The sequence below is a fragment of the Bacteroidota bacterium genome (assembly GCA_019637975.1).
Taxonomy (GTDB): Bacteria; Bacteroidota; Ignavibacteria; order UBA10030; family UBA6906; genus CAADGV01.
On sequence record JAHBUR010000014.1, the window covers coordinates 31127 to 50429 of the forward strand.

16 protein-coding genes are annotated in these 19303 nt (G+C 52.5%); 9 read left to right on the forward strand and 7 right to left on the reverse strand.

The genetic code is table 11. From position 1 onward, the window contains the following. Window positions 1–11 precede the first annotated feature (11 nt). The 9 genes from KF749_09600 (at window position 12) to KF749_09640 (ending at window position 11599) form a co-directional block, all read left to right on the forward strand. Window positions 12–1007, forward strand: coding sequence for a Gfo/Idh/MocA family oxidoreductase (locus KF749_09600; protein MBX2991412.1), 996 nt, complete (start codon window positions 12–14; stop codon window positions 1005–1007). Between the two features lie 79 nt (window positions 1008–1086). After that, a complete protein-coding gene (locus tag KF749_09605; GenBank protein MBX2991413.1) occupies window positions 1087–2520 on the forward strand; it encodes an HD domain-containing protein in 1434 nt (477 codons plus the stop codon). Window positions 2521–2635: 115 nt separating this feature from the next. Continuing rightward, the gene (locus tag KF749_09610; protein MBX2991414.1) at window positions 2636–3991 is read left to right on the forward strand and encodes a TolC family protein; all 1356 of its coding nucleotides are present in this window, start codon (window positions 2636–2638) and stop codon (window positions 3989–3991) included. A gap of 30 nt (window positions 3992–4021) precedes the next feature. Further along, entirely contained in the window at window positions 4022–5293 is a 1272-nt protein-coding gene (locus KF749_09615) for an efflux RND transporter periplasmic adaptor subunit (protein MBX2991415.1), read from the forward strand. A gap of 24 nt (window positions 5294–5317) precedes the next feature. After that, on the forward strand, window positions 5318–6037 hold the full coding sequence (locus KF749_09620; GenBank protein ID MBX2991416.1) for an ABC transporter ATP-binding protein: 720 nt from the start codon (window positions 5318–5320) through the stop codon (window positions 6035–6037). A gap of 19 nt (window positions 6038–6056) precedes the next feature. Then, window positions 6057–7280: an ABC transporter permease gene (locus KF749_09625; protein MBX2991417.1), complete on the forward strand. Its 1224-nt coding sequence runs from the start codon at window positions 6057–6059 to the stop codon at window positions 7278–7280. Then, on the forward strand, window positions 7273–8532 hold the full coding sequence (locus tag KF749_09630) for an ABC transporter permease (GenBank protein ID MBX2991418.1): 1260 nt from the start codon (window positions 7273–7275) through the stop codon (window positions 8530–8532). The genes KF749_09625 and KF749_09630 overlap by 8 nt, the downstream gene beginning before the upstream one ends. Before the next feature lie 144 nt (window positions 8533–8676). Beyond that, entirely contained in the window at window positions 8677–9933 is a 1257-nt protein-coding gene (locus KF749_09635; GenBank protein ID MBX2991419.1) for an ABC transporter permease, read from the forward strand. Window positions 9934–10042: 109 nt separating this feature from the next. Then, window positions 10043–11599 (forward strand): sel1 repeat family protein, encoded by a 1557-nt coding sequence (locus KF749_09640; GenBank protein MBX2991420.1) that lies wholly within the window; start codon window positions 10043–10045, stop codon window positions 11597–11599. A 6-nt stretch (window positions 11600–11605) separates the two neighbouring features. On the opposite strand, the gene KF749_09645 is transcribed toward KF749_09640, so the two are convergent. The 7 genes from KF749_09645 to KF749_09675 all read right to left on the reverse strand — a co-directional run bounded on the left by KF749_09645 (window position 11606) and on the right by KF749_09675 (window position 19286). Next, window positions 11606–12013 carry a response regulator gene (locus KF749_09645; GenBank protein MBX2991421.1) on the reverse strand — a complete coding sequence of 136 codons (408 nt, stop codon included), beginning with the start codon at window positions 12011–12013 and terminating at the stop codon, window positions 11606–11608. 225 nt (window positions 12014–12238) lie between these two features. Next, window positions 12239–13960 (reverse strand): short-chain dehydrogenase, encoded by a 1722-nt coding sequence (locus KF749_09650; protein MBX2991422.1) that lies wholly within the window; start codon window positions 13958–13960, stop codon window positions 12239–12241. 121 nt (window positions 13961–14081) lie between these two features. After that, window positions 14082–14501 carry a type II toxin-antitoxin system VapC family toxin gene (locus KF749_09655; GenBank protein ID MBX2991423.1) on the reverse strand — a complete coding sequence of 140 codons (420 nt, stop codon included), beginning with the start codon at window positions 14499–14501 and terminating at the stop codon, window positions 14082–14084. Next, on the reverse strand, window positions 14501–15103 hold the full coding sequence (locus KF749_09660) for a type II toxin-antitoxin system Phd/YefM family antitoxin (protein ID MBX2991424.1): 603 nt from the start codon (window positions 15101–15103) through the stop codon (window positions 14501–14503). Before KF749_09660 ends, KF749_09655 begins: the two co-directional genes overlap by 1 nt. Before the next feature lie 1072 nt (window positions 15104–16175). After that, window positions 16176–17918: a T9SS type A sorting domain-containing protein gene (locus KF749_09665; protein MBX2991425.1), complete on the reverse strand. Its 1743-nt coding sequence runs from the start codon at window positions 17916–17918 to the stop codon at window positions 16176–16178. Between the two features lie 230 nt (window positions 17919–18148). Then, a complete protein-coding gene (locus KF749_09670) occupies window positions 18149–18508 on the reverse strand; it encodes a helix-turn-helix transcriptional regulator (protein ID MBX2991426.1) in 360 nt (119 codons plus the stop codon). A gap of 196 nt (window positions 18509–18704) precedes the next feature. Next, the gene (locus KF749_09675) at window positions 18705–19286 is read right to left on the reverse strand and encodes a transposase (GenBank protein MBX2991427.1); all 582 of its coding nucleotides are present in this window, start codon (window positions 19284–19286) and stop codon (window positions 18705–18707) included. Between the last annotated feature and the right edge of the window lie 17 nt (window positions 19287–19303).

Here is a 19303-nt window from a genome sequence, read left to right on the forward strand (position 1 = left end):
TGAGCATACACATGGATCACCATCTGAATATCGGAGTTGTCGGCGTCGGGCATCTCGGTGCCCTTCACGCAAAAATGCTTGCAGAACTCGATGATGTTACTCTTGCCGGCGTGTTTGATACCAATACCGCAAAGGCCGAATCCGTTGCCGCGGAATTCGGCACGAAAGCATGTTCCACCTATGCAGAGTTGGTCGGCGCAGTCGACGCGTTGACGATAGCCACCACAACCTCGACCCACTTCGAGGTTGCCCGGACCGCGTTGGCGCACAGCAAGCATGTGTTTATAGAGAAACCGATCACGCAAACAACAGCGGAAGCCGATGAACTGAACCGCCTTGCCCGGGATAAGCGCGCGTTGATCCAGGTCGGGCATATCGAACGCTTTAATGCCGCGGTGCTTGCGTTGGAAAAATACAATATCGACCCGCTGTTTGTCGAATCCCACCGTCTTGCGCAGTTCAATCCCCGCGGAACAGACGTGGCAGTTGTATTGGATTTGATGATTCATGATATTGATATTATTCTGAGTTTCGTCAAGTCTCCTGTTGTGAGGATAGAGGCGAACGGAGTCGCGGTTGTGTCGGACAGTGTCGATATTGCAAATGCCCGCATTCAGTTTGAAAGCGGGTGTGTCGCAAACGTAACCGCCAGCCGCATCTCGCAACGGAAGATGAGGAAGATGCGGCTGTTCCAAAAAGATGCATATCTTTCCATCGATTTCTCCGAGAAGCAGGCGGAAGTGTTCCGGCTCGTTGGAGATGATGAACCCCGGGCAAAAGGGGCCATGATGCTCGGGCAAATTGAGTCTGCAAAACACAAGAGAAATATCGTGTACGAACTGCCGAAGGTAGATGATGTGAACGCCTTGAAGTACGAGCTGGAGTTGTTTGCAAAAGCTATCCGAACGAACACGCCGCCTCCCGTAACCGGTGAAGACGGCAGGAGAGCGCTCGAGGTGGCGCATATCATAATGGAGAAAATCAGTCAGCAAACCCTGAGGATGTGAACCCGCGGGGGAGTTATGTTGTTATTGCACCAACACAAGCCCACGACCTGCGAGTCGTGGGTTTGAGTTATAGGAAAGAATGGAAACCGCAGGAACATCAATAGAACTCGCACACCCGTTGCTCAAAACCATCGGCAAACTTGCCGATGCAGAGCAGATGGAAGCGTACGTCGTAGGCGGGTATGTTCGCGATCTGCTGCTCGGCCACGCAGACAAGGACGTCGATATTCTGGTCCTGGGGGATGGTGTGGAATTCGCCCGAAAGTTCGCGAAGGAAATCGGCTCGGAAACAGTTGTCGCATTCGAGCGATTCGGCACAGCGATGGTTCCGGTGGAGGACGGCAAAGTGGAGTTTGTCGGCGCCCGGAAGGAAGTCTATGACCCGAACTCACGCAAACCCCTTGTGACTACGGGAACCCTGAAGGATGATCTGCGCCGCCGCGACTTTACAATCAATGCGCTTGCTGCAAGTCTTAATGCAGCAACATTCGGAAAGCTGTATGATGAGTTTGGCGGCATTCAGGATTTGCATGAGGGCATTCTGAAAACTCCCCTCGATCCGGCAAAAACGTTCGAAGACGATCCGTTGCGCATCATGCGGGCGATCCGGTTTGCATCGCAACTTGGATTCAAAATTGAAGAGAATGTTCATGCGGCGCTCATAGCAATGAGTTCACGCCTCAATATCATCTCGCAGGAACGAAAGACGGATGAGTTTCTGAAGATTCTCAAAACCGAAAAACCATCCGTTGGCTTGCGCCTGATGTACGATACCGGCGTGATGCAGATTGTCTTTCCCGAAGTAGCGCAGATGGCAGGCGTTGATCAGCGGAAAGATCATCATCACAAGGATGTATTTCTGCACACATGCATCGTTGTTGATAATATCGCGAAGACGACGGACAATCTGTGGCTCCGCTTTGTTGCTCTTGTTCACGATATCGCAAAGCCCCGGACGAAAGCCTTCAAAGAGGGCATCGGCTGGACGTTCCACGGTCACGAAGAATTCGGCGCCCGGATGATGAAGAGCATCTTCCGCAATCTCAAACTTCCGCTCGACCATCTGCCGTATGTGGAGAAGCTTGTCCGCCTGCACCTGCGTCCGATGGTGCTGGTGGATGACATCGTTACCGACTCCGCCGTTCGCAGGCTTGTCTTCGAAGCAGGGAATGATGTTGATGATTTGATGAAACTTTGCAGGGCAGATATCACGTCTAAGAATCCGAAGCTTGTCGAGAAGTATTTGAAGAATTACGATCTTGTCATGCAAAAGATCGTTGAAGTGGAAGAAAAAGACCGGCTTCGCAATTGGCAGCCTCCTGTAAAAGGAGATGAGATTATGACGGTATGCGGGCTGCAGCAGGGGAAGCAAGTTGGCATTCTCAAGACGGCAATAGAAGAAGCGATTCTGGATGGCAAGATTCCCAACGAACATGATGCAGCGCTTGCCTACTTAATGAACATTAAGGATGCCGTGTTAAACGACTTCGAAAAAAGACTGTCAAAACAATGAAGGATTGAAACATTTCAAAATCACCCCCGTTTACATGAGGTGTTGGTGCTGAAATCCCCAATTCCATTCTTTTCAGTATGTTTTCAACAAATATCGCCCAACAAGAGGAGTAGCTATGCGTTTCACCCGATTCATCACCATTGTCGCAACATTGTCGGTTATTACCGCAATGGTTGCCTCGGCACAATCACGATCATTGACGCTCGAGCAGGCACGACAGATTGCCTTGGAACGTAACCTGAGCGTCGCACAGGCACAGAATAACGTAGAAGCCGCGCAGGCAGGTGTTCTTGCCGCCACCGGCAATTACCTCCCGACGCTGTCCGCCTCTGCAGGCTGGACACGATCGCAAACCGACACTCCTCCGGGACTTTTCCTGAACCCTGTCACCAATCAGGTTACTACCACCGGCGGAAGATCGCTTGACAACACGCTGAATACGAGCCTCAGTTTGAACTACACGGTTTTTGACGGATTCAGCCGGGAGGGTGGATATTCACGCGCATCAGCGAATTCGATTGCGACTGAACATACAGCGGCCCGAACTCGTCAGAGTATTGTATTCAATGTTGAAAGCGCGTACCTGAATGTTTTGCGTAATGAACAGTTAGTGAAAGTAGCGGAAGAAAACTTGAAGCGCGACCAGCGGCAGTTGGAGCGCATTACGGAATCAAACCGTGTAGGTGCCCTGTCCCGCGCAGATGTGTATCGCCAGCAATCTCAAGTGGCTGCGGACGAGCTTGCGGTAATCAACGCACAAAACAATTTCGACAAAGCAAAGGCCGATCTTCTTGCGCTGATCGGGTTGGATGTGAATGAGAGTTTCGAGATAGCCGATCCGACAATATCGCACGACATCAGTCCGTCGGAATTGGAATCCTCGGCATCGATGGTCAATGACTTCAAACAGCTTTCCCGGCGTGCACTCACAAACCGCCCCGATTATGCGAGCGCGACAGAATCCGTCGAGGCGGCGGAAGCCGGTGTCACAAGTGCCCGCAGCACGTACTTCCCGAGTATCAGTGCATTTGCCCGCTACGGACTCACCGGCCAGACCTTTTCATCCTTGAGCGACCGGAAAAATCTGAATTGGGGACTGAGCCTGTCGTGGAATCTCTTCGATGGCTTCAGAACAAACAACCAATTGCAGTCTGCCCAGGTACAGCGCAAAAATGCAGAGCTCTCGTTGCAACAAACAGAACGCAGCATCAATGTGGAAGTGAAGAAAGCCTTGCTTGATTTGGAAGCCGCGCGTAAGACGTACGAAGTAAGTCTCAAGGGTTTGATCTCTGCAACCGAAGACAGAAAAATAGCAGAGGAACGATACAACCTCGGCGCCGGAACATTGCTTGACTTGCTTACGGCAAACGCCGGGCTCGTCAGCGCGCAGGCAAACAACGTGAACGCCGTGTACAATTACATCATCGCCAAACGAAACGTTGAATATTCGGTCGGCGAACGTGCATACTAACCAAGAATGTCATAACCGCATGGAGGAGTAATGGCAACAAACGGAAAGAAATCCAAGAAGAAGATTATCATCTTCTCAGTTATCGGCTTGCTGGCAGTCACCGCGGGCGTTGTGCTTTTCCTTGGCAGCAAGAAGGAGCCGATAGTCTCCGTGCAAACAGAAAAAGTGAAGCGTCATACCATCACCCAGGTTGTAACAGCCACCGGAAAGATTCAACCCGAGATTCAGGTAAAAATCTCTCCCGAAGTTAGCGGCGAAATTGTTGATCTTCCCGTCAAAGAAGGTCAGAAAGTAAGGAAGGGCGACGTGCTGATGAAAATCAAACCCGACGTGTATGTCGCGCAGCGCGATCAGTATGCCGCCGGACTCCTTTCCGCCAAGGCAACGTTGAGCCGTGCAGAACCGGAATATAACCGCATTAAAGAACTCTTCTCGAAGGGACTTGTTTCCCAAGCCGAATACGATCAGGCAAAAGCGGCTCACGAAAGCGCAAAGGCATCGTACGCACAGGCAACCGCGTCTTTGAATCAGGCAAACGAGAACTTGAGGAAGACCACGATTCTTTCCCCGATGGACGGAACCGTCAGCCAGTTGAATTCACGGCTCGGCGAACGTGTTCTCGGTACTCAACAATTCCAGGGGACAGACGTGATGACGATCGCCGATCTGTCACGGATGGAGGGAAGAGTTGATGTCAGCGAAACCGATGTCGTCCGCTTGCATCTCGGTGACACGGCACGCATTGCAGTTGATGCGTTCCCGGACAAGAAGGTCAATGCAATTGTCTATGAAATCGCCAACACGGCAAAGTCGAAAGGGCTGGGCACGCAAGAAGAAGTGACAAACTTTGAAGTGAAGATGCGCGTTATTTCGCAGGGCATCACGTTGCGCCCCGGCATGTCGATGACAGCAGATATTGAGACTGAGACGAAGCAGGATGTTCTTGCCGTTCCGATTCAAAGTGTGACAACACGTATGCCGAAAATGGAAGGCAAGGAACCACCGAAGGATGGACAAAGCGGTGAGTTTGTGGCGGCAAGCAACGGCGGCAACGGTAAGAAGGCGGAAAACAAACCCAAGGAAGTGATCTTTGTTGTCGAAGAAAACGTCGTGAAGGCCATGCCTGTGAAGCGCGGCATCAGCAATGATGCTTACGTCGAGATCAGTGAAGGGGCGAAGGAAGACATGCAGGTTGTTTCCGGCAGTTACAAGGCGATCAACCGTGAGCTGGAAGATGGCAGCAAGGTGAAGATCGAAGAACCGAAGAAATCCGGTCCGCGAACCGACGATAAGCAATCGTAAGCAAAGAAGGAAAGGCGCATGAACATCATCGAGCTGAAGAATATCACGAAAGTGTATGATATGGGCGCCGCCCAGCAAGTGGCCGCACTGCAGGGCGTGGATCTTGTCATCGGAAAAAACGAGTACGTAGCCATCATGGGGCCGTCCGGCTCGGGCAAATCAACACTGATGAATATCATCGGATGCCTGGATACGCCGACCTCGGGCCAGTATCTGTTCAACGGCGTAAACGTGAGCGAGATGGACGATAACAATCTTGCCCGTATTCGCAACAAGGAAATCGGCTTCGTGTTTCAGACATTCAATCTGCTCGCCCGGTCCGATTCTCTTCACAACGTCGAGCTTCCCCTGATCTACGCAGGCATTTCCTCTTCCGAACGAAAGGAACGGGCGCGGCGAACGCTCGAACATGTCGGACTCGGCGACCGGGGACATCACAAACCGAATGAGCTTTCCGGCGGGCAACGTCAGCGTGTTGCGGTTGCACGGGCGCTCGTTACCAATCCCTCCATCATTCTTGCCGATGAGCCGACGGGAAACCTCGACAGTCGAACCGGCGAAGAGATTATGGGGCTTTTTGAAGATTTGCACAGTCAGGGCAACACCATCATCCTTGTGACTCACGAAGCCGATATCGCCGAACATGCACACCGCGTTGTGCGTGTGCGTGACGGCAAAGTGGAAAGCGACGACGTCATCCCTGAGGCGAAGCGCAAGCGGTACGCCGTAAAAAAAGCCTCGTAACGAACGCGAAGGGAATCCCATGTACTTCTGGAACGAAGTAAAGGAAGGGCTGATTATTGCATTCCGTGCGATCCGCACGAACAAGGTTCGTTCTGTGCTGACGACGCTCGGAATCGTGATCGGCATAGTTTCGGTGACGTTGATGGCAACGGCGATTGAGGGCGTGAACCGCGCATTCGACAAAAGCGCCGCGGCGTTCGGCCCCGACGTGATGTATATCGAGAAGTGGCCGTGGGTAAGCAACGAGGATTGGTCGACGTTCCGCAATCGCCCCGATCTGAAAGTGGAATACGCGGACAGAATCGAACGTCAGGCAACGCTGCTCAATGCTGTCGCGCCGGTAATGAACACCCGCCGTTCGCTGAAGTATGCCGATAAGCAGATGGAAATGGCCCTTATTACGGGAACGACCGCTTCCTATATTTCGGCCTCGGGCAACTCGGAAATCGACGGACGATTTTTCTCCGACGAAGAGGCCACCGGCGGACGTCCGGTATGCGTGATCGGTGCTGTCGTTGCGGAGAACCTTTTTCCCACCGAAGATCCGATCGGAAAAACCATACGTGTGGCAGGATTCCCCTACACGGTGCTCGGCGTATTTGAGAAACAGGGCGGATTGTTCGGCCAGTTTACGTCCGATACGCGTGTGTTCATTCCCATTCACTCATTTCAAAGCAACTTCGGCGGGCGCCGCTACGTGATGGTGCAGGTCCGCGCAAGCTCGATGAGTGTTCTTGAAGACGCGAAAATTGAAGTCGAAGGAATCATGCGCAGTATCCGCAAGGCACAGCCCGGCATGCCGAGTGATTTCAGCATCAACCAGCAGGAATTGCTGACGCAGACGTTCGGGCCGATCAGTCTCGTCATTTCAGCAATCGGATTGTTTATCACAAGTCTGTCGCTGTTCGTCGGCGGCATCGGCATCATGAACATCATGTTCGTTTCCGTCACCGAACGGACAAAGGAAATCGGTATTCGGAAAGCGATAGGCGCGAAACGAAGAACCATCCTGCTTCAATTTCTTGTCGAAGCTGCGGCGTTATGTCTCATCGGTGGAATAATCGGCTTGATGTTCGCGTTTCCACTTAGTCTTATCGTGGACAAGGTTCTCCCGACCGCAATGCCCATTTCGGTCGTGTTTATTGCCATAGCAATTTCGCTTACAGTCGGCGTCGTGTCGGGCTTCCTTCCGGCATATCGTGCAGCAAAAATGGATCCGGTGGAGGCGTTGCGCTATGAGTAAGCATTTACTGGATTGGACGAGTCTTCGCGAAAGCATGCTGATGGCCGTTGCTGCGATCAAAGCGAACAAGCTGCGTTCCATCCTGACTCTGCTCGGCATCGTCGTGGGAATCTTCTCGATCATTTCGGTGATGACGGCGATGGGTGTGCTGCGGAATTCCATTGAAGAAGGAATGATGCAACTCGGCGCAAATACATTCCAACTCCAGAAGTTTCCTCCCGGAGGCCCCGGCGGCGGCCATGGCCAGCGTTGGAGGTTCCGCAACAGAAAGAACATCACCTACGAGCAAGCGATGCAGATTCGTGAAAAGGCGACACTTGCCGAGGCGGTCGGCATTGAGGCATGGGAGTTCGGGAGGGTGGTGTTCTGGGGCGGACAAAAAACGAACCCTAACGTTTCAATCGCGGGCGAGAATGTTGAAGGACTGATCACCAACGACTGGGTTGTTGGCAACGGCCGCGGCATTACCAACCAGGACATTGACCTGAACCGTCGTGTTGTGGTTCTTGGCAAGCCCGTTGCGGACAAGCTCTTCCCTCCCAATCTCAATCCGATCGGGGAGAGTATCCGTTTTGATGGATCCGTGTATCAGGTGATTGGTGTGCTTTCGTCCAAGGGCGGCGCGCTTGGCGGCAATCAGGATAATCTTGCCATCATTCCCATCACTACCTTCTTCCAGAAATACGGCAAAGACAAAGATATTCACGTGATGGTGAAGGCGCTCAGCCGTGATGTTGTTGACGATGCCATCGAGCAGTCGCGCATGATTCTCCGCGCTGCGCGCGGCGTTGCACCGGGGGACGAGGATGATTTCGGATATTTTTCGAACGATTCCATCGTAAAGCAATTCAACGATTTCACGTTGTATTTCCGTCTTGGCGTTCTTGTGATCAGCTCCATCGCATTGCTTGCGGCGGGAGTCGGGATTATGAACATCATGCTCGTGTCGGTTACCGAGCGAACCCGTGAGATCGGCATCCGCAAGGCAATCGGCGCGCAGAAGAAGGATATTCTTTCACAATTCATCATCGAGGCCGTGGTTCTGTGTCAGATAGGCGGCATCATCGGCGTGTTCGTAGGAATCCTCGCCGGGAACGGCATCAGTGTATGGCTCGAAACGCCGCCCTATATGCCCTGGGATTGGACGGCGATAGGTCTCGGTGTTTGCTCTCTCGTCGGTATTCTCTTCGGCGTCTATCCTGCATGGAAAGCCTCAACGCTCGACCCGATCGAAGCGTTGAGATACGAATAGAATCTCCTTATCATATAGAGGCCGGAACATCCGGCCTCCCTCCGTTCTTGCATTAGCCCTTTGTTCTTTCTTAATTCTTGATGCGTTCACCGCCATTGGCGGAGAATGTTTTTTTTGTTATTTCTCTCGAAAGGATGATGTTTCGTGTTTCCGGCATTCCGGTTGTCACAATTCAAAGAAAGTGTACTCATGGCGCTGGCGGCAATCCGCGCAAACAAGTTGCGTTCGATATTGACCCTTCTAGGGATTGTTGTGGGTGTGTTTTCGATTGTGAGCGTCATGACGGCGATGGGCGTGCTGCGTTCAAGCATTGAGCAGGGACTTGCCGGACTCGGTGCAAACACATTCCGCATTCAAAAATCCGATGTCGTCATCAACAGTACACCCGAACAACGACGCAAATGGAGAATGCGGAAGGACATCACACTCGAACAGGCACAATATGTCAGCAGGCGGTTGACACTCGCGGATGCCGTGGGTATCGAGAGCTGGATCCGGGGGAGAATTGTGTATTGGAAGGGACAGAAAACGAATCCTAATACAAGCATCGGCGGCGAAAATGCCGACGGGTACATCACGAACGATATGTCGATCGGGTTGGGACGAAGTTTCTCGGATCAAGAAATCGCCGACGGGCGCAACGTGACGCTTCTGGGGCAGACTGTTGCCGAGAAGCTTTTTCCCCCGTGGCAGAATCCGGTCGGCGAGGAGGTCCGGATTGACGGTACAATGTACAAAGTTGTCGGTGTGTTTGATTTGAAGGGAGGAGTTCTCGGACAGGACAATAACACGTTTGCCATCATCCCCATTACGACGTTCTTCAAGAAATACGGCAGGGAAGGGCGAAGCGTGAACATTCTTGTGAAAGCCCGCAGCCGAGAAGTGTTTGATGATTGTCTTGAAGAGGCCCGCCTTGCGTTGCGCACAGCGCGGCGTGTTCCGCCCGGCGCTGATGACGACTTCGGCTATTTTTCCAACGACTCCCTCATCTCGCAGTTCAACTCGTTTACTCTGTACGTCAGGCTCGGGGCTCTGCTCATCAGTTCCATTGCGCTTCTTGCCGCCGGGGTCGGCATCATGAATATCATGTTAGTTTCGGTGACGGAACGGACGAGGGAGATCGGCATCCGGAAAGCGGTCGGCGCGCAGAAGAAGGATATTCTCGCCCAGTTCATTGTCGAGGCGATTATTCTCTGTGAGATAGGCGGCGTTTTAGGCGTGCTGCTTGGTATTCTTGCAGGCAACGGCATCGGGTGGTGGCTGGAATGGCCCGCCGTGATTCCCTGGGATTGGGCGATGGTCGGGCTGATTGTGTGTTCCCTTGTCGGAATGGTGTTCGGCGTCTATCCTGCATGGAAAGCTTCGACGCTTGATCCGATTGAAGCGCTCAGGTATGAATGATGTCAAGAATGTCAAATCTCTTCATCCCCGAAGGTCCCTGTCTGATTCTCAGGCACTTTTTGTTTAGATTGGACAAGTTCATGATCCAATTTCCTTGAGTTTGCTGAAGATGATATTTGAGAAGACGAGCGTGGTGGTTGTGGCGCTGGCCGCGTCTTCTGCTCTTGCCTTCTCTCAATCTGATCGAAAAGCCAATCCCAACAGTCCCGTCTTCAAGCACTACCGTCCTCCTACAACAGCCCCGATTCTCGAACAATCCGATGCAACATATCAAATGTGGCAGGGGTTTCAGGTGATGCAGAAGGCAAATGCCGGCGATGCCGTTTCGCAGTTCGAGTTGAGTATCAGATATCTGACGGGCAGAGGTTTCAAGGCCGACACGACAAAAGCAGCATACTGGTCGCAACGGGCCGCCGACCGGAACCATCTGCTTGCACGCTACAATTTAGGCATCTTCAAATTCAACGGCTGGGGAACGGAATGGAATCCGTTTGAAGCGTACCGCGATTTCCGGTTTGCTGCAGAACGGAATTTGCCTGAAGCGCAGTTTGTGCTTGCTCAGTTCTTTACGGAGAACCTTGTTGTGGCGCAGGATTGGAACGAGGCCTATCGATGGGTAAAGCTCGCCGCCGATTCGGGCTACGCTCCGGCGAAAGAATCGTTGAAGGAATTCGAGAAACGCGGCATCCGCCCGCCTGCCGACTCGGCGAACAGGCAAACATCCGACGGAACGGTAACGCAACGAACATCATCCTCCGGAGGCATTCAGCTTCAATTTCTCAATTTCTCGCAAGACACAATTAAAGCCCCGAGCGACTCCGTGTTGTTTGAAGACGCTGTCAAGGCGGCTATGTTGAGTAACGACAAGTCGGTACAGAGAATATTCGGTTCACTAAACGGAGGCGCGAACCGGTTCGAGTTGGATACGGCGGCCTTTCGCTTGCTGGAACAGTCGGCGGAAGCGGGAAGCCCCGAGGCGTTGACGCTTCTTGCGCGTTCGTATGATCGCGGCGTTCACGCTCACAAAGATATCATCCGGGCGGCATTCTTCTACATTCGAGCAATCAGGCTTGACTCGCCGCGTTCGTCCCGGCTTCTCTTTGATCTTATTCAAAGGAGGGAGTTTTTCGATCTCCTGCGGCAGCGCGTGAACCGCAATGATGCCGAGGCATTGTACGTGTGGGCATGTCTCATTGCCTTGGGCTACGACCGTCAACTCACGGAGGCGCAGGCGTTCCAGATGCTTGAACGCGCTGTGGCACAAAATCATTCGCAGGCCATGATCGAGTTAGGATTGTGCTACTACTCCGGGCGATGGACGAGCCGCGATGAATCGAAAGCGGACGAAATGTGGCGAAGAGCCGCCCGACTCGGAAATGCCGAGGCAACTGTACGGCGTGCGGTAATGAATATCAGATCAGGGAGTGATGATCTCGCGACATCAATTCCAATCCTATCAAACGTCGCGGCGTCCGGTTCGGTGCTTGCGGAAGTGGCACTCGGATATTGCTTTGAGACGGGAACCGGGGTTACGAAGAGTGTGTCGGAAGCTGCTCGACTTTACAGAAGCAGCGCCCAACGGGGAAGCCAGGATGCGTACCGTGCGTTATATCGTCTGCATGATGCAATTCGTCCGCAGGGTAACGAATTTGTTATTCGTGATTGAAACGGGTTACTGCTTTCCGTCGAGCAGTTCACGCAGCTTTGCCGTAAGTTCAGCGGCAAAGTAGGGCTTCTGCACAAATTCCTTCACGCCGCCTTCCATCATCTCATCCTTCGCAGAATGATCAAGATAGCCTGTGGCGACAACCACCTTCAACTCCGGATTGATAGCAAGCATTTGCCGGCAAGCCTCCCATCCGCTTAACAGCGGCAGTCCGAGATCACTCAACACCAGTCGGATTTCCTGCTGATGTATCTTATACGTCTCAACTGCTGTCCTGCCATCCCTCGCGGTGAGAACCCGGTACCCTGTTGACTCAAGCAGCGACTGCACAAGCTCAAGCAACATTGGTTCGTCTTCAACGAGGAGGATGGTTTCTGCCCCGTCCGGCGTTTCAGGAGTATGTTGTTCGACCATAATGTCATGAAGTAGTTTGAGACACCCGAAAGTATAGCAAGAACCGTTCATGCGTTTCGTGCTCGAACGCAACATGTTTTTGTACAATACGGCAGTAAAACAGCAAAACCCGGTCTTGCAGGGGAGATGTGAACTGAAAGGGGAGATGCGCAGCGTTACCAAAAACAATCGGGCGCCGCCTAAAGCAGTCAACAGGCCGACGCCCGATAGTGATTCGTGGCCTTGTCAGGCCTTCATTCGCTTTCCTTTTTCCTCAAACGTGAAGAGGAAACCGCAGATTTTTCCCGGATCGATTTCGGAAAGGTTGTTCCAGTAATCCCGGTTGTGCATCGTACGCGAGCTGGTTTCCTCCGCGGGAAGGTTCTCGACTTCGGCGATGATTTCCTTGAACCGCTTGCGCCACAGTTCCATATTCTTCACGCGCAAATCCACCCACCCGTCGTGTGCCCAGTGATCGATGTTCTTTGCGTTGAGCGGAAGTTCATTCTCGCCGCGGTACGGCGGAATCTTCATCAGCGGGCCGCGCAACAACGACTTGCCATCGGGCATGAGAATCGGTATTCCGATGGAAATAATCTGCGAACGCAGCTGCGCGTCGTCGGTGATAAGTGTTGTGAGGGATTTACTCAGCGATGCTGCATCCGTTCGCGCAACCGTCCGCATGTTGATGAAACAGCGTTTCAAGAGATATGCTTCGTAAAGAAGTTTCGAGAGGCGGGGCGGGCCTAACATCTCAAATGCAACACTGTCGGTGCCGTGACGTTCCTCCAGTTTCTGCATTGTTTTCATCGCGCTATTGAACATGTAACCGGCGCGATACGTGGGGGAGAGTGTTGCATTGTCGAGAGCGTTGATGATATCATGCCCCGTATTGCCGGCGCGTACTTCAAACACAACGCTCTCAGCAATCTCTTCCGGCGTGACGAACTCCATCTGGCCGGGTGTGGAGATCGCCTCAAATTCCCCGCGTGAGAAAATCCCGTTCTCACCCGTATCAATGAACACGGACTTGAGGGTCGAGCCGGTTTTCCGGGCTGTGCTGTTTCCTTGCAGGCGCAGTTTGCCGGCCAGCTTCACCGCGGATTCCGGCGGACAATCAACCAACTCAATCGCCTTTCCGCGCTTCCGGATTTCTCCAAAGCCTATTCTCTTCCACGCGATGGCAGCAGTCGGTTTCACTTCTTTTGTAATGGGCGCATCGGGCGTTCTTCCCATCAAAAAAAGAAGCAACGTATGCGCTCCGGCGACGGAGGATTTGGAGAGTAGGACGCGTGAAGGCCGCTCCTCGCTATGCGTGTACGGGATGTTCAATCCCATTCCGCCTGTTCCGCTTGTACCGATCTTCACATAAATCTTTGTCTTTGCCTCGCTCATCGAGCGGTACATCAGCTGCACATGCCGGATGAGTTGCGGGATGTACAGCGTTGCAAGCAACTTCTCGGTTGCGAGGGCGAGAGACTCCACACCTTCCGATTTGTTGCGGTTGTTCTTTGCCGAGCGAATGGTCTGCATGACGGTGCGTGAAACCTGGAAAATATCCTGGTATGCAATACCCGTTGCTGAATTCACGCAATCGACAACAATGTCAGGTTTGTATTGTTGCATGAGGCGATACAGACTGGAGCGCTGCAACACCTGCGGTGTCATGTCGTCGATAATATCCTCGATAACCATCGAGCGATACTTGTCAGTGGCAAGAATGTCCTCACGTGCCATGTCTTTCAGTTGATGGCGAACGAAGATGTTTCCCCACCACGGAACGAAGAAGTTCTTGCCCGCGCGAGGATAGTCGTGTTTGAGTTGCTCGACCGCCTCTATCGCCTCGCTTTTTGCGAGAGATGTCACGATCATGCGTTTTGGCTGGTGTTCCATGAACTTGCGGCAGATTGCCGAGCCGACGAGGCCCCATCCGCCGATGATGAGAACGGTTTTTCCTTTGATATCCATGTCAGACTTTCAGAATAAGTTTTCGATTCCAGGGGAATGATTGGTAAGAACGGAGAGAAGATGCTGAAGTAATTTACGGGATGGGGCGGGAAGAAGCAACCGCTGTGGCAGACTCGACTAACTACTCATTCCAAGGGTCTACCGTCGGAACACCGGTGCGTTCAATATCAGTGTTGTTGCGGGTAACAACCTTGAGACCGTGTACTTCTGCTGTTGCGGCAAGCAACGCGTCGATCGTCGGGACAGGTTCGCCTTTCTTTTCAGCTTCTCCTTGTATCTTTCCCCATGCAACCGCAACACGAACATCAACGTCGAGAATCCTTCCTTCAAATCGCTGCTGCACATCATGGTCAAACCATTGCATGATGCGTTTCTTCTTTCGTGATGTCGGGAGCTTCGTTATCCCCTTCTCAATCTCGCCGAGCGTGAGAACACTGAGGAAGAAAGTTTGCTCATCATGCGTGTCAAGCCATTCGATGACAGCGGGATGGGGTTTCGGTTTGGTCAATTCTGAAATGACGCAGGTATCGAGCAGGAACATTAGAACCTCACCGGACGATCCTTATCCTTTGAACGTTGGAGGTCTAATTGTATTCCGTGTAGCGGAGAGCGCCGGAAGAACTCGACGAGACTCTCCCCAGGCTTCTCCGCCTGTTTATAGTCCGATGCGGAAAGAACAACGACGGCCGGGCGACCATGTTTGGTTACGTATTGCGGGCCATGACGCATTGCCCGATCAATCAGTCGGCTGAACTGTGCCTTTGCCTGCTGTATTTGCCAGTAGTTGCTCACGGGAGGTCTCCCTAAATTCTGACTATTCTGACCACAATATAAGAAGGGAGGGTGACCGAAGCAAGCAGCGGATAAGATTGATATGAGGAAGGGAATGGCCCTCACTGTTACGGTACATGAGAGCCATTGCTCGATCAGATTGTATGCAACCCGGTACCCCCGAATGTCACGGGCACGGCGCGCTGATGTTGTTGGTGACCGTCGTCTGCCCGATGATAGTGTTATTCTGTCCGAAGTCGTTGATGGTGATTCCCTGGTGGGAACCGACAACCACCTTGTTGTCAAAGCTGGTCGGTGTGAAAAATCCGAAGAGACACGTACCACCCAGCAGTTCAATGTCGTACGCGCCATTGCCGGAGCCGCCATTATTGACAAGGAGATTTTTGTTCGCTCCATCAATCACAAGGAACCCTGCGTAGAAATTGTTTGACGCCGTGTTCCCTTGCACAAAACTCTTCGTGCCGCTCACAAGTGACCCGACAATCGCGCCGCTCGGCAACTGAAACAGTCCGTCGGGAACGCAGCACAGAATCATGCCAACGAAGTTATCATGCAGATTGTTATGCAGAAAGGTATTGTCGGCATCAGACAGAAATGCACCCAGCACACCGCCCGTAAACTCGTTGTCCGCCCACGTGACTCCCTTGCCGTTGAGGTTGATGATGCCATCCGCTTCAGGGATGACAGCGGTTTGCCACGCTGTGCTGGCGTGTACCTCGTTGCCAAAGATTGTCGAGTTATTTCCGTTCTGAAGCAGAACTGACCACTGGAACTCATTGAACGAGTTGGAGCCGATGGATGTCCGGGGGGAGTTCTCCACGACAATGGCGGTTCCGCCAATGGTGCCAACCGGCACGAAGTCGATATTCCAGATCTTCACGCGGTCTGCATTGAAGATATGCAGCCCGGCATCGACAACCCACGGCTCGGCGGGCGACGTAACGGGGTCGGTATTCAGCTTGAGAACTGCTCCATTCTCGCCGATGATGGTAATGCCGCGTTGCGTTACGGTGACCATGGAATTCTCGGTGTGAACCCCGGCGGCAAGAATCACCTTGCCGTTGTTGCCGGCGGCAATCACCGCAGCTTGAAGTGCATCGACTGATCCGGCAGGGATAACTACAGGCGGCGCGTCGCTTTGGCCGAGGATGGTACTTACTCCGCGGTCGGGCAATGCGGCAAGGCGGCGCAGCTCGGCAAGTTCATCGAGAATGTCCTGCCGGACAGTCGGAACAGTTTCGGGCTGTTCTGCTGAAGCAGGTGGCTGCTGCCGGTCGCTGCACCCGACGAGAGCCAAGGCTGCCACCATGAGCAACGCGGCAAGTGCGAAAAGAAATCGGTTGTGCTTCATAGCTACCTCCCTTTGTGTATGTATGAGAAAGAACGGCGATGGGGCACGCCGGTTGGGACGTTTGCCCAAAATCTATTTCAGCACGACGAGCTTCTTCAAATCCCGCTTGTTTCCGCTCTGAAGCGAGTACATATACACGCCGCTTGCAACCTTGCTTGCATCAAAATTTACGTGGTAAAATCTCCCCGGTTCTGCAACTCCATCAAATAATGTGGCAACGTGTTGGCCGAGAATGTTCCAAACGTCCAACTTTGTTTGCCATGTCTCCTTGACAGTGAACTTGATCGTCGTCGTCGGATTGAATGGGTTGGGGTAGTTCTGGAAGAGGACGAACTCTCTGGGACTTTCCGGGTTCTCCTCCACGTTCGTCAATATGTCGCGGTAGAATACTTGACGATTCCGAGTTATGGGTCCCTCATTAAATGCCCACCAAGTACCCGGCTCTGCATCTTCCTGCCACACGAGATTTACTTGTCCTGCAGCATTCCATTTTGAAATTGATGGATAGCGCTCATCAACCTGAGGGCTGTTTGTGAGATTTCGCGGAGTGGACCAACTGGCTCCGGCGTTTGAGGAAGTTACAATGAAGACGTCAGCATAGTTGAATCCAGAGGACGAGGTATCGCTCATGAATGCTATATACGCGACAACGATGTGCGAGCCGGACAAGCCAATTACGGGATAGCATACTGTGATATGATTTGTTTGTGGCCTGTTCAACGCTGTTACTACCCCCGGCGTATTACCTTTAGATGCCGCAGTAACGAACCCGGTCGCACGACTCCAGAACATGATGCGTGCGCTGTCCGGGCCAGTGGTATTGATTCTCCTCTCGTCAAAGACTACAAGCGGCTCATTCCCTTGATACACAACATCAGAGCCGACCCATACAGCCATTGAATCATTCCCCGCAATCCTGATTGGTGGATGGATCTGCAGAGCCGTGACAGGCCACGTGAGCCCATTGTCAGTTGATTCAAACCAGTAGAGCCCATTGTCAGCCGCATTCATCAACGAACCGACTCTGCCGGAACTGTTGGAAACAAGCACATTGCGTAAACTGCTTGCAGGTGTGTCCGGTGGGGTGACAGGACTGGACCATGTTTGAAGATCCGTCGTCCGAAACAGTTGTGCTTTGTTGATGCCAAAGTCAAAAGGTTCCATGATGATTGAACCATCAGAAGCGGAAGTAATCGCCGGGACCCTCAACAATGTCGAAGCAGGAGGAGGAACTTGGCTGAAACTATCCGGATGGACCACGTTTCCGACAAAAGCAGAGACTCTCCGTGGAATGCCATACTGATTCGCTATGATAGGAACTCCCGCTAACGGACCTCGACCCAAATCAAGCGCGGGATAAAACGAGACATCTTGAGGCAAACGAAGGTTGGAAAAGTTGCTCCACGTAATGCCCGCATTTGTGCTCAGTGCGAAAGCAACACCATTTGTGTTAGCGTTTGTCGAATCATCCAGCACCATATACGTGACGTAAATTCGCCCGGAAGCGGAATCAACACGAATGTACTGGCATGCACCACCGTTGGTTTGATAGTCCGCGTATCCATCAAGCGACGTGTAGACACCAACCGTCGAGAGCGTGCCGCTGACGGCCGGGGGAGTCGCATTTGCAACGCTTCTGTAACCCCGGTAATCCTGCGCGTGCCCTCCTCCTTCCAATACGTGGCGGATCGGGCTCACCACTTCTTGAGAAAAACCGATAGCATTGAAAATCACCAGAGACGCAAAGAGAATCGTCCCCTTCTTGAGAGACGATGACGAATATGTTCTTCCGCTGCAAGCATATCTGTCTTCCATGTGGATTTCTCCTGATGAGATAGAACAGTTTGACTTGATTTTCGGATTTCTGAACCCCGTACCGCATTGACTCATGGTACGGCGGACGCACGTGACAATGAGGAATTACGCCCCGGGGAGCTTTTCCTGAACACGACCTGCAAAGCGCGGGAAACTGAAGGGCGTGCTTAGCCAAAGGTACTCCGCAGCCGGGCAAATCGCCACTGTTTCAATATGTCATTCCTTGTCATTCACCGGGAATGCCTGGCGTCAGTCGCTTGCTTTCTCAGCACCGTAAAGGGTATTTCAAACACCCGCCTCACCCACCGGTAAAACGCAAAATCCGAGGCAAAGCCGAGTTCATCGGCGAGTTCGTAGCCCAAGACATGATTCTTCGAAAGCTTCTGTCGGATGTATTCCGCCCGTTTCATGTCCACGAATTTCTTTTCCGTCATACTTTCCTGCACGCGAAATGCGCGCGCAAGGTTGCCCGGATCAACCCTGTATGTTGCGGCGATTTCCTTGAGGGATTTCCCCTCCTGCCAATGCGACTTGATATGCGCGATTGCCAGTCGGATTTGAGAGAATTGTCCGGATTTACGTTTGACCACACCTGACCCTTACGAGGTTTACAGGTATAGTCGCTGGAAGGTGGGATTTGTTACAAGGGAAAGGTAGGGCGCATGAGAGGCCCGGTTCGCCATCCATTATGGGTAGAGACGTTTCGGTGAAACGTCTCAAAGCGCGCAGAGGAGTTCTTGGGGCGGCGCCTCAAGGGTGCATGGGAGACGGGTCACCGACCCGTCTCTACTCCGGGAGATTCTCGGGATGGTTCTTCTCGATCTCCCACACGAGGGCGTTTTGTGCTATGTAGGTTCGAATTCGATGAAGGTCCTTATCATTCCGGATGATGTGGTCGTAGAATCTCTCTTGCCAGTCAAAGTCTGTGAATCCGGCCTTCCATATCCTCTTTGTGCAAACCGATTTGATTTGTCCAATGATTGAACCGAGTGAATTCGCTTGCAACCCCTCCGGGTTCGTAGAGACGACTCGTTGAGTCGTCTCTCGTGAGACGTTCCGACGGAACGTCTCTACGTCTTTCTTTGGGGTCTCCACGGTATCGGTTATGATGATGATCCCGTGCAGATGATTCGGCATGATTTTCCATTCATCCAATGCCACATTCTTCCGAATCTTCGGTGTCTCCAACCATTCCTCGGCGACTATCTCTCCAATGGCAGAAAGTTGCATCTGCTCATTCACGACTTCTCCAAAGAAGCACGCCATATCCTTCGTGCAAATGGTGACGTAGTACCACCACGGCCATGTGTAGTCCCAGGTGCTAAGGCGGGCAGACTCGATTTGATATGTGTTTTTGAATTTTGGCATGTCGTAGAGACGTTTCG

Excerpts from the sequence above, each read along its gene's own strand:
- KF749_09610 (MBX2991414.1), top strand. The coding sequence starts at position 2,636 with ATGCGTTTCACCCGATTCATCACCATTGTCGCAACATTGTCGGTTATT.
- KF749_09630 (MBX2991418.1), top strand. The coding sequence starts at position 7,273 with ATGAGTAAGCATTTACTGGATTGGACGAGTCTTCGCGAAAGCATGCTG.
- KF749_09645 (MBX2991421.1), bottom strand. The coding sequence starts at position 12,013 with ATGGTCGAACAACATACTCCTGAAACGCCGGACGGGGCAGAAACCATC.
- KF749_09660 (MBX2991424.1), bottom strand. The coding sequence starts at position 15,103 with ATGGCGCGTACGACATTGAACTGCTGGGTGGTACGTGTCTCTTCGGAT.
- KF749_09665 (MBX2991425.1), bottom strand. The coding sequence starts at position 17,918 with ATGGAAGACAGATATGCTTGCAGCGGAAGAACATATTCGTCATCGTCT.
- KF749_09615 (MBX2991415.1), top strand. The coding sequence starts at position 4,022 with ATGGCAACAAACGGAAAGAAATCCAAGAAGAAGATTATCATCTTCTCA.
- KF749_09605 (MBX2991413.1), top strand. The coding sequence starts at position 1,087 with ATGGAAACCGCAGGAACATCAATAGAACTCGCACACCCGTTGCTCAAA.
- KF749_09640 (MBX2991420.1), top strand. The coding sequence starts at position 10,043 with ATGATATTTGAGAAGACGAGCGTGGTGGTTGTGGCGCTGGCCGCGTCT.
- KF749_09625 (MBX2991417.1), top strand. The coding sequence starts at position 6,057 with ATGTACTTCTGGAACGAAGTAAAGGAAGGGCTGATTATTGCATTCCGT.
- KF749_09655 (MBX2991423.1), bottom strand. The coding sequence starts at position 14,501 with ATGTTCCTGCTCGATACCTGCGTCATTTCAGAATTGACCAAACCGAAA.
- KF749_09675 (MBX2991427.1), bottom strand. The coding sequence starts at position 19,286 with ATGCCAAAATTCAAAAACACATATCAAATCGAGTCTGCCCGCCTTAGC.
- KF749_09600 (MBX2991412.1), top strand. The coding sequence starts at position 12 with ATGGATCACCATCTGAATATCGGAGTTGTCGGCGTCGGGCATCTCGGT.
- KF749_09650 (MBX2991422.1), bottom strand. The coding sequence starts at position 13,960 with ATGGATATCAAAGGAAAAACCGTTCTCATCATCGGCGGATGGGGCCTC.